11 protein-coding genes are annotated in these 10,971 nt (G+C 43.0%); 3 read left to right on the forward strand and 8 right to left on the reverse strand.

What is annotated here, in order from left to right; translation table 11 throughout:
- Window positions 1-92: 92 nt before the first annotated feature.
- On the reverse strand, window positions 93-581 hold the full coding sequence (gene tadA / locus LD39_RS06125; protein ID WP_035544031.1) for a tRNA adenosine(34) deaminase TadA: 489 nt from the start codon (window positions 579-581) through the stop codon (window positions 93-95).
- Window positions 582-661: 80 nt separating this feature from the next.
- Between tadA and LD39_RS06130 the strand changes: the two genes are divergently transcribed.
- Window positions 662-1,951: a glycoside hydrolase family 18 protein gene (locus LD39_RS06130; protein ID WP_035544032.1), complete on the forward strand. Its 1,290-nt coding sequence runs from the start codon at window positions 662-664 to the stop codon at window positions 1,949-1,951.
- Window positions 1,952-2,007: 56 nt separating this feature from the next.
- Here LD39_RS06130 and LD39_RS06135 read toward each other — a convergent pair whose 3' ends face one another.
- The 6 genes from LD39_RS06135 to acsA all read right to left on the reverse strand — a co-directional run bounded on the left by LD39_RS06135 (window position 2,008) and on the right by acsA (window position 8,076).
- Window positions 2,008-2,775 carry a DUF3891 family protein gene (locus LD39_RS06135; RefSeq protein ID WP_035544035.1) on the reverse strand — a complete coding sequence of 256 codons (768 nt, stop codon included), beginning with the start codon at window positions 2,773-2,775 and terminating at the stop codon, window positions 2,008-2,010.
- Window positions 2,776-2,929: 154 nt separating this feature from the next.
- Complete coding sequence (locus tag LD39_RS06140) at window positions 2,930-3,442, reverse strand: type 1 glutamine amidotransferase domain-containing protein (protein ID WP_035544037.1); 513 nt, start codon at window positions 3,440-3,442, stop codon at window positions 2,930-2,932.
- A 97-nt stretch (window positions 3,443-3,539) separates the two neighbouring features.
- Window positions 3,540-4,865, reverse strand: a complete 1,326-nt coding sequence (locus tag LD39_RS06145) for a lysine N(6)-hydroxylase/L-ornithine N(5)-oxygenase family protein (protein ID WP_035544039.1) — start codon at window positions 4,863-4,865, stop codon at window positions 3,540-3,542.
- Between the two features lie 22 nt (window positions 4,866-4,887).
- Entirely contained in the window at window positions 4,888-5,133 is a 246-nt protein-coding gene (locus LD39_RS23475; RefSeq protein ID WP_231572519.1) for a purine/pyrimidine permease, read from the reverse strand.
- 7 nt (window positions 5,134-5,140) lie between these two features.
- A complete protein-coding gene (locus LD39_RS06150; RefSeq protein WP_231572520.1) occupies window positions 5,141-6,190 on the reverse strand; it encodes a purine/pyrimidine permease in 1,050 nt (349 codons plus the stop codon).
- 176 nt (window positions 6,191-6,366) lie between these two features.
- On the reverse strand, window positions 6,367-8,076 hold the full coding sequence (gene acsA / locus LD39_RS06155) for an acetate--CoA ligase (protein ID WP_035544040.1): 1,710 nt from the start codon (window positions 8,074-8,076) through the stop codon (window positions 6,367-6,369).
- 415 nt (window positions 8,077-8,491) lie between these two features.
- Here acsA and queF point away from each other — a divergent pair, with 415 nt between their 5' ends.
- The gene (gene queF, locus LD39_RS06160; RefSeq protein ID WP_035544041.1) at window positions 8,492-8,986 is read left to right on the forward strand and encodes a preQ(1) synthase; all 495 of its coding nucleotides are present in this window, start codon (window positions 8,492-8,494) and stop codon (window positions 8,984-8,986) included.
- 70 nt (window positions 8,987-9,056) lie between these two features.
- Window positions 9,057-9,860, forward strand: a complete 804-nt coding sequence (locus LD39_RS06165; RefSeq protein ID WP_035544043.1) for an aminoglycoside N(3)-acetyltransferase — start codon at window positions 9,057-9,059, stop codon at window positions 9,858-9,860.
- A 41-nt stretch (window positions 9,861-9,901) separates the two neighbouring features.
- Here LD39_RS06165 and aldA read toward each other — a convergent pair.
- A partial coding sequence (aldA, locus tag LD39_RS06170) for an aldehyde dehydrogenase (protein WP_035544045.1) occupies window positions 9,902-10,971 on the reverse strand: 1,070 nt, incomplete at its 5' end.

Consider the following 10,971-nt stretch of genomic DNA (forward strand, 5'->3'; position numbering starts at 1 on the left):
CGCTATAGCGGATTGCGAGTGTAGGGCACCGCTACCTCCCCGCTTAGCACGACATTACAAGTATAGCGATTTTTGTTGGAAAATGCAATGGTTTATTTTTGTAAATTACTAGGAGGTGGATTCTTCTTTTTGTGGCGCAGCTTCCGGAAAAATTGAGTCAGCATGGCTCCACACGTTTCTCCCTTTATACCTGCAACAACTTCTGCTTTATGATTGAACCGATCGTCGTCCAATAAGTTCATTAATGACCCGACACACCCAGCCTTCGGATCCCGGGCTCCATAAACAACTCTAGGAATCCTGGATTGGAGAATTGCACCGGCACACATCGGGCACGGCTCTAGAGTAACGTACAACGTACAACCCTCCAGCCTCCAGCTCCCGATTGCTTGATTGGCTCGTTCAATAGCAATGAATTCAGCATGAGAGGAAGCCAATTGGGACGTTTCTCTTTGGTTATACCCTTTAGCAATAACTTTATCGTTGCATACAATCACTGCTCCAATTGGAACTTCCCCTTCAGCTTCTGCCTTAGCTGCTTCTTCTATGGCCAATTTCATATAGTACTCGTCTTGATTCATAGCAGATTCCCTCTATTTCATAAGAATATTTTCGCTTTCTTTTTTCATACATTGATAAAGATGAGAAAGGAGCGAGGTACATGCAAATCCATGTTGTCCAACAAGGAGATTCTGTCTTTTCAATTGCCGGCCTCTATGATAGTACGCCAAATGCCATCATTGATGCAAATGAGCTCGAAACTCCCGGCGACCTTGTGATCGGTCAAGCTATTGTTGTGCCTATAGTAGGTCAGTATTATTTTGTACAGCCTGGGGACAGCTTATATACAATTGCCCAGCAATTCGGGTTATCAGCAAACGAGCTTGCTCAAATAAACGGCATACAGCCAGGAGGTTCGTTACCTGTAGGGTTACGACTTTATATTCCTGAACAGCCCCCGACACCGATTGCAGCGAATGCTTATATTGAACCGTTTGGCGTAGAAGTATCGGATGTTCTGCAATCTTCCGCGGAACAGCGGGCGCCGTTACTTACTTATTTAGCCCCATTCAGTTATGAAATTCGACCAGATGGATCGTTGAAGGCTCCTCCCCTAGATAACTTCAAAGGGATCGCCGATAACAATGACGCTTCCCTCATAATGGTTGTGACGAACTTAGCTGATGGGCAATTCAGTGCGGAGCTGGGGAGAAAGATCTTAACAGATGAAGCTTTGCAAGACACTTTACTTGATAACATCATAAAAACAGCCAAACAAGTCGGGTTTAGGGACATCCATTTCGATATGGAATTTTTACCTCCAGAGATGAGAGAAAATTATAACCAATTCCTTAGAAAAGCCAAACAACGTTTATCTGCGGAAGGCTTTCTCATGTCTACAGCTCTTGCACCAAAGACGAGTGCCGAACAAGAGGGTGCCTGGTATGAGGCGCATGATTATAAGGCTCACGGAGAAATTGTTGACTTCGTTGTATTAATGACCTACGAGTGGGGTTACAGCGGAGGGCCTCCTCGCGCCGTGGCACCCATCGGTCCTGTCACTGAGGTTGTCGACTATGCGTTAACAGAGATGCCTGCAAATAAAATTTTGTTAGGTCAAAATTTATACGGCTACGACTGGACTCTCCCTTATGAACCTGGCGGGGAGTTCGCTAAAGCCGTCAGTCCGCAAAGGGCGATTCAAATCGCCAGGGAAAACAATGTAAATATATCTTATGATCAAAAGGAACAAGCGCCTTATTTTACGTACACAGATTCTGCAGGAAAAAAACATGAGGTATGGTTTGAAGATGCGCGTTCCATTCAGAAGAAATTCGACTTGATTGAGGATCGAGGTCTCAAAGGAATCAGCTACTGGAAGCTCGGGTTATCCTTCCCGCAAAATTGGCAGCTCCTCAGTAGTCAATTCAATGTAGAAAAAAATCAATAACTCATCCGCATCAGACAGTCGCTTAAAGAGGAGGGCTGTCTGACAGCGGTGTTTTTTTAATCTTCGCGTATAAACGTTACCTTCCGCTGGTGCGTTTCAGCCTCTTGATAAGCTTTGTTCAGCCCTTTGTCTTGGATCGTCGTCTTAGATACCAACCGATAAGGGATTTGAACTTCAAAAGGCCGTTCAAAAGGAAAGGGCTTGAGGGATACTTGCTTTTCATCCACCCAATGAGACATGATGCCGTCCGGTGCAAAATCAAAGGATTGTCTGAACCCATTTCGAAACCAGGAAACTTCTTCTTCTTTCGGAATCCCCGGCTCTTGCATACAGACATATAAAGATAAGTCATCGCAAAATTGGAGTCTCTTAAAATGGAGAAGGTATATATCCTTGGGTACGTCCATAGCCATCGCCTCAAACAAATCTTCCTGCCTTTTTTTCTCTTCGGAGATGAATTGGCGAATCTCAGGGTCTTTGCTGTCTTCTGAAAAGAACGATAAATAGTGCATGCTGCAGAGCATCCCAGCGTACAATGACTGACTAGCGACTTCCTCTATCCCTCTCTGATAGGCTGCTATTTTTTCTGTGAGCGGGTAATCAATAAAAGAGTAGGGCCTGTTTTCCTCATCATTCCACTTGGGATTTTTGTCTAAAGGAATCCAAGCGCGATCATGTTGAGCGATAGCCCAATCTGCGTCTTCTCTCAGTTTTGATCGCAACAGAAAATTCTTCTTCCACTCTAAAACCATTTGACCAGATATTTGTGCATGATCATGCTGCTCAATCAACAGAAATTCATTTTCCCGCTCCTGGACAATCATAAATTCCCTCCTATGTAATCGTTCCTTCATTACTTCATTTTCTTCATTATAAGACAAATTGAAACTCAACTCCATAAACGAAGGTTCCACCAAGCACTTCAAAATAGAAAGAAGCCACGAGGATAACCCCCGTGACTTTTATTTATCATGCTTCCTATTTTAGAAGTTTTAATGATTCACGATTGAACGCTGGAATGTCATCCGGCTGTCGGCTTGTGACAAGTTGATCCTGACAGACAACGACTTCTTTATCATGATAATCCACGCCTGCGTATTCCATATCGACAGCAATGGATTTGAAGCCGGTAGCTGCACGGCCTTCGAGTGCTTTTGCAGTAATCAATAATTGAGGTCCGTGGCAAATCGCGAATACTGGCTTTTTCTTATCCATAAAATGTTTCGCGAACGTTACGAATTTTTCATCTCCACGCAGCTGGTCAGGAGAAAATCCTCCAGGAATAAGGAGTGCGTCGAAATCGTTCGGGTTCACATCATCTATGGAAGTGTCGATTTTCACGGAAGCTTCTCCTTGCTTCCCTTCAACTTCTTTCCCTGCTTCCCACTCAATTGTAGTGATCTCATGACCTTCATTTTTGAAAGCCTCTGCAGGCTGGGTGTATTCGACATCTTCAAACATGGACGTAATAACGCAAGCAATCTTACTCATATACAACCATCTCCTTGAATGTTAATGTTAATTTTTTACACACAAGATATCTTCCCCGTGAAACTAAACTTAAACATTTCTTCTTTCAATTAAATGGTTATTGGGATCCTCCGAATTCTTTCATCGAGAATTGTTGGAATGTCGTATCTTCTTGATTCTTATATACTTCTTTTCCAGCGATCGTATTAATAATATGCACATTTCGATGAACAGACAAGCCAAGATTCGTCGCTCCTGCGCCATGAGAGTGTACAAGATTTGTGAGCGTAAAAATGTGGTGGTCGCGTTCATCCTCAAAAACAAGCTGGTAATCTCTTGTTACTTTGAACATTAATTCATCTTCCCATTCGACTTTATCCTTATATCTATCCATAAACCACTCGGGAATGTGTGGTTTGTATCCTGTAGCGAATACGACTTTTTCTGTATCATATGTGTACTCAACATCTTCCTGCCATTGTTTGCAGTGAAGTTGATACCCCTCTTCTACTGCTTCTATATTCTGGACCTCTGTCATCGGCTGAATCAGGACTCGACTATCCTTCATTCCAGCGGTGCGATGATACAGCTTCGTATAGAGCCTCTCCAAAGTCTGTGGGTCGATTCCGTTACGAAGCGGCTTCAAGGTGTCCAGCGTCTGTTTTCGCTGCTCAAAGTCAAGACTATGGAAATAATCAACATACTGGGGCGTAAATGCTTCTTGAGCAAATTTGGCTTTATCAAGTTGAAAGAGACCGCCCGTTCTCGTTAATAACGTCAGTTTCATATCCTTTCGTTCTTGTTCTTCTAATAAATCAAGAAACACTTCGAGAGCGCTTTGCCCTGATCCAATGACAGTCACATGCTTCGACTTTAAGAGATGGTCTTTCTGAAATAAGTAGCGGCTTGAATGCATGATATCTTCATTCGGAAGCCCGTCCATCCCATTAAGCACTATAGGTTCGTTCCCCGTACCAAGAACAACGTGCTTCGCTTTATAGTACTTCTTTTCTCCTGTCGCTGTTTCCTTGACGATTACCTCATAGTGAGGAGTATCCGCTGTTTTTTTGTCGATCACATCGATGACCGTATGGCCGAAATGTAAGTCCTCCAATTGTTCCGCCACCCATTGCAGATAATGATTAAACTCCTGCCTTGGCACCTCAAAATGACGGTGAAAAAAGAAAGGGAACATTCGATTATGTTCGTGTAAATAGTTCATAAATGTGTAAGGGCTTTTTGGATCGGCAAACGTAGTCAAATCAGCAAGAAAAGGCACCTGAAGATCCATCTTTTCGATCAGCATGCCAGGATGCCAGATGAATTCAGGCGTTTTTTCAAAAAAGGCAGCCTTCACTTCATCAGTTTGATCTATCAAAGCCGCTAATCCAAGATTATAAGGACCGACTCCGACCCCAATGACATCGTATAGTTGATTTCCCATTGTATCACTTCCTCTATGTTCTTCACGATTTCGATTCTTTCCAAAGCTGTTCCATAATAATAACCAGTACAGTCCCGACTAGTAATCCATTACTCATTAAGTTTTGTACAATTCCAGGCAGGCCAGCGAACACCTCGGAAGGGAGAAACATCAGACCTATGCCTAATAAAAATGAAATACATAATATCGTAAGCCGCCGCTTGTCAAGATCTTCACTGGCAATGTTGCTGATTCCTAACCCCATCAGCTGAACGAATGTAGCAAGCAAAGCAGCATTAGCTACAGGGGAAGGAATTCCCGAAATAAAAGCGACCAAAGCAGGGTAAAAATGCGATGATGATCAGTAACCCAGAAGCATATAAAAATGGTGCTTTCTTCTTTTGGCCTGTTAAGTGAATAAAACCTGAAGACGAAGCAAGCGGAACATTCGCAATTGATGAAAACATCGCTGAAATTCCATGGGTGACACCTAAAAAGCTGCTTCCCTGATTTATCTGACTGTATGTATAGGAAGGCTTGCCATAAATCGAATGACTGACTGCAACGACAGAAGCAACGATATTAGACAAAAGAATGACAGCCGTAATAAACGCCAACGGAACCACTCCCCATTCAAAATGAGGTATTCCCCAGGCCATCCACTCCGGTGCTGAAATAATGGAAGATTCTCCTCCGCTTTCCTCAGCGCCACCGACCACTCCTAAATATAATAACCAGCCTATACTAATACCGATTAAAACGGCATAACTCTTCAACCATCCTTTTCCAAAAATCGATAAGCCGAGCACTAAGCAAAACGTCACAAACGCAATGCCTGCTTGATCGACATGAATCGCTTCAATTTCCTGCTGAATGCCAAGCATGCCTTGTAAAAAGGTACCGCTTAGCTGGACGGTCAGTAAAAATAAAAAAGCTCCCGTTACAAGCGGAGTAAAAACAAATAACACCCTATGGGCTAATCGAAAGACTCCGAACAAAAATAAAAAAACGCCGGTTAAGACCATAGCGGCTTCAAGAGTTTGAAGTGTTTCTATGTAGCTTTTTCCCGATTGTGCTCCTGAGTAAGCCATCACAGCAAAAATACTAATCCACAATCCTGCGGGCCCTTCCATAATCGGCAGCTTGTGACCGAACATTCCTTGGAGAAAAGAAGTAATCCCTACAACAAAAAACGTTCGCTGCATCAATCCTGAGACTTCCGTGAAGCTCAAATCAAAGATCGAACCAATTACAATAGGAAGTGCTACAGAACTGGCTAGTAAGAATACGAACCATTGGGTGGTTTCTAGTGTAGTTCCTAAAAATGAATGAGATGATTTTTCCATAGTTGTTCACCTACAGATTCTTTCTATAATATCTTTTCCTGAATTATCCTCTTCATCCTAACACAGCCTTTCTTAGACTGTCTCTTTCGATGATTTGAGCCTTGTTTCACGTGGAACAAACGTTTATAGCCTAAAAAAAGAAGCGTACCGTATAAGTACGCTTCTTTTATGATTGATTACTCTTCTAATGTAGAAGTATCTCCTGTCGGAAGCCCAAGCTCCCAGGACTTCAGCAAACGACGCATAATTTTACCACTGCGTGTTTTTGGAATGGTATCTTTAATTTCAATTTCTCGTGGCGCCGCGTGGGCACTCAACCCTTTCTTAACGAATTGGCGGATATCCTCTAATAAATCATCCGACTCTTCGTAGCCTTCGCGAAGGGTAATGAAGGCTTTGATGATTTCTCCGCGCTCAGGATCCGGTTTACCTATTACACCAGCTTCCGCCACGGCTTCGTGCTCAATCAATTTACTTTCGACCTCGAAAGGACCAACACGCTCACCGGAAGTATTGATAACATCATCAAGGCGGCCCTGGAACCAGAAATAACCGTCTTCATCCATATAAGCACTATCGCCTGATACATACCAGCCATTTAAGAAGTAACTTTCATATTTTCCTGGGTTATTCCAAATCGCCCGCATCATAGATGGCCAGCCCTCTTTAATGGCTAGATTACCCATCTGATTCGGCGGCAGCTCATTCCCATCGTTATCAACAATCGCTGCCTCAATTCCTGGGAACGGTTTACCCATAGAGCCTGGGCGCATATCCATCGCAGGGTAGTTACAAATCAACATACCTCCTGTTTCAGTCATCCACCAAGTATCGTGGATACGCAGGTCAAACGCTTTGAGTCCCCAAGTGATGACCTCTGGGTTCAATGGCTCACCTACGCTTAGGACGTGGCGCAGAGAAGATAAGTCATGTTTATCTGCAACTTCCGCACCGGCGCTCAATAATTTTCTGAAAGCTGTCGGAGCAGAATACCATACGGAAACATTCTTCTCAGCAATCGTTCCATACCAGTCATCAGGACTGAAACGGCCGCCGCGAATGACGTTGGTTACTCCATTCAGCCATGGAGCAAAGATTCCGTAGCTCGTGCCTGTGACCCAGCCCGGGTCAGCCGTGCACCAGTACACATCATCTTCTTTCAGGTCCAGCACCCATTTCCCTGTTTGATAGTGCTGGATCATTGCGTTATGCACATGATAAACACCCTTAGGCTTACCAGTAGATCCGGAAGTGTAATGGAGAAGCATGCCATCTTCTAAGTCTACCCATTCCAGATCGAAATCCTCTGAAGCATTCTTCATTTCTTCTTCGAAAGAAATATAGTTTCCTGGAGCATCTCCACCCACAAGAACGATTTGCTTTAAGTCAGGTAAATCGTCAACCGGTACACGTTCCAACAGCTCTGGAGTCGTAATTAGCATCGTTGCTTCACTGTCTTCCAAACGATCTCGAACGGCTTGTTCCATGAACGCTTCAAAGAGAGGTCCAGCAATGGCACCGACTTTCAAAATACCAAAGAACGTTGCATAAAATTCCGGGCTTCTTGGTAAGAACAAGAAGACACGGTCGCCTTTTTCTATATTATGTTTCTTCAGCACATTCGCAAATTGATTACTTTTTACTTTTAGATCTTCAAACGTTAATTCTTCTTCACGGTCAGGAGCTGAGTATTTCAGAGCTACCTGATTTTTCTTCTGTGGATTTGCGGCATGTTTATCGATCGCTTCATAAGCGATATTCACCTTACCTGTTTCACTCCACGTAAAATGACTCTTCACTTCATCCCAATTGAAATTGTTGTACGTTTCTTTGTAGTTATCCATGTTGTGATTGCCTGATCTTGCTGGTATTGGTTGCATATCCATTAAATCACCTCATCAGAATGTTTTTTGTAAACGTTTTCTCCTTGTGCTTAAATAAAGCCCTGTCGCTTACAGAGCTAATTCATTGGGTATTTTCTGAATTTTTCATGAATTACTTCCTATTTTAGTGGAATTTCGATCATTTTTAAAGGGAAATGACTAAATATTTACATAATTAGGTCATGAGAAGGGAGTCAATTGACAGGGCTATGCAGCATTTATATAATGATTGAAGCATTCAATCGCATAAAGAAGAGGTTTCTTAGATCCCCCTCTATAAAAAACTGAGGAAGCTGAAATGATAAGCCGCAGCCCTTAGGAGCTGCGGCTATTTTGAATAATCTTCCACCTCAGGTCATCCAAATATTGGATGACCTGAGGTGGAAGATTAAACCATTAAAATTGAGGAGTGTTATCTATGCCTGGACGTAAGGAAGATGACTTAGATTTATCCCTTCTTGGGAATCAAAATAATGAGTATTCGTTTACCTATGACCCTGAAGTGCTTGAAACATTTGATAACCAGCACCCGAATAGAGACTACTTTGTTAAATTCAACTGCCCTGAGTTTACCACTTTATGTCCAAAGACAAGACAGCCTGACTTTGCTACCATCTACATCAGCTACATCCCTGATCAAAAAATGGTCGAAAGTAAGTCCTTAAAGCTTTATTTATTCAGTTTTCGTAATCATGGGGACTTTCATGAAGACAGCGTCAACACGATCATGAATGACTTAATCGACTTAATGGATCCACGCTACATTGAAGTGTGGGGCAAGTTTACCCCTAGAGGCGGCATCTCCATTGATCCCTACTGCAACTATGGAAAGCCAGGGACAAAATTTGAACAAATGGCTGATCATCGTATGATGAATCATGACTTGTATCCCGAAACGATCGATAATCGCTGAGTGTAAATAGAAAGCCTTTTTAAGAGGGCTTTCTATTTTTGTATAATTATAAATAAAGGAGGTCTGAACCTTGAGTGAAAAACAAATTATCAGCCAGACTTCAGCACCAAATACTGTCCTTAGCCTGAAAAGTGACCTACATAAATTAGGCGTAAAAAAGGGGGACACGCTACTTGTTCACGCTTCAATGAAAGCGATCGGATGGGTTAGCGGTGGCCCTCAGGCTGTCATCCAAGCTTTGATGGGCGCAATCACTGAAGAAGGAACATTAATTTTCCAAACCCATTCTCCGACTCTTTCCGATCCGGTTGAGTGGGAAAACCCTCCTGTTCCAAAAGAATGGCATGAAACGATTCGCGAGACGATGCCGACGTTCGATCCGGATAAAACGCCTTCTACCTATTTAGGGGTGCTTCCCGAGTTATTTCGCAAGTTCCCAAATGTGTATCGCAGTTATCACCCTACCTTCTCAATTTCGGCGTGGGGGAAACAAGCAGATCAAATCACCAACCAACACGATTTAGCCTACCCATTGAGCGATACATCCCCACTCGGTCAAGCCTACCAACGAGAGGCGAAGATTTTGTTACTAGGGGTAGGGTATGATTCAAACACAAGCTTCCACTTATCAGAATATCGATCCGCCGTACGTAAAGAAAAAACAAGAGGAGCACCTTTGATGAAAGATGGTCATCCTCATTGGACCACGTACCCGGATATAGATATCAATGACGATCCGTTTGAAAAAATCGGAGCGAGCTTCGAACAAGAATACTCTGTTACAAAAGGGAAAGTTGGACGGGCCGATTGCTGCCTTTTCCCAATGAAAGAATCCGTGGATTTTGCCACCCAATGGTTAAAGTCAAACCTATAAAAGAGAGGGTGCCCGTAAAGGACACCCTCTCTATTTTTGTCTTACTGTTTGTCATCTTTATATTGCATATAAACGACTTGTGTCACAAGGAAATCTTCCATTCCGTGCTTACCATCAGCACCACCGAGTCCTGATTTCCTCATTCCGGCATGATAACCTTGAACGGCTTCGAAATTCTCTCGATTGACGAAGGTTTCACCGAACTTGAGTTCATTAACGACACGCATGGCCTCGTGCATGTTTTCTGTATAGACGGATGAAGAAAGACCAAATTCCGTGTCATTCCCTTTTTCGATTGCTTCATCCAATGTTTTAAACGTTGCTACTGGAATGACTGGACCAAAAATCTCCTCCTGCATTATCGCCGTATCATGTTCGACGTTAGTTAAAATTGTCGGTTTATAAAAGAATCCTTTTTCCAGATCCGGTCTTTCCCCTCCAATTTCTACTTTCGCACCCGCTTCAATGGCTTCCTTCACCATCGTCTCTACCTCTTCCAATCGATCCTTGCTGACGAGCGGTCCGACATCAGCTTCTTTATTCTCACGCGGATCTCCTAATGTCAGAGATTCAAAGCGGTGACGTAATTTTTCAATCAGTTCATCTGCTACACTTTCATGGACATACACACGCTCAGCATTCGTACACGCCTGTCCATTATTTGCTACTCTTGAAGTTGTGATATTTTCAGCAGCCACATCAAGGTCAGCGTTAGCTGTTACAATTGCCGGGGCTTTTCCGCCTAATTCTAAATTTACTTTCGTAATGTTCTGAGCTGCTGCTTCCATGACTTTCGTACCTGCAGGAACGCTTCCTGTCATCGATATCATATGGACATTTTTATGTGTAGCTAAAGCATTTCCTATTTCAGAACCCGTCCCAGTGACAACATTGTAGACACCTTTAGGAATCTCCTCCATTGAATGAATAATTTTTGTAAATTCCATAGCTGTATTCGGGGTCTGCTGACTTGGTTTCAATACGATGGTACACCCTGTCACTAGTGCGGTAGCCACTTTCCGGGCTAATATGAAAACAGGGAAGTTCCATGGCACGATTCCGCCTACGACACCAATTGGTTTCTTATAGATAAAAATATTCTCATTCGCGC

The organism is Halobacillus sp. BBL2006 (genome assembly GCF_000786645.1).
Taxonomy (GTDB): domain Bacteria; phylum Bacillota; class Bacilli; order Bacillales; family Halobacillaceae; genus Halobacillus.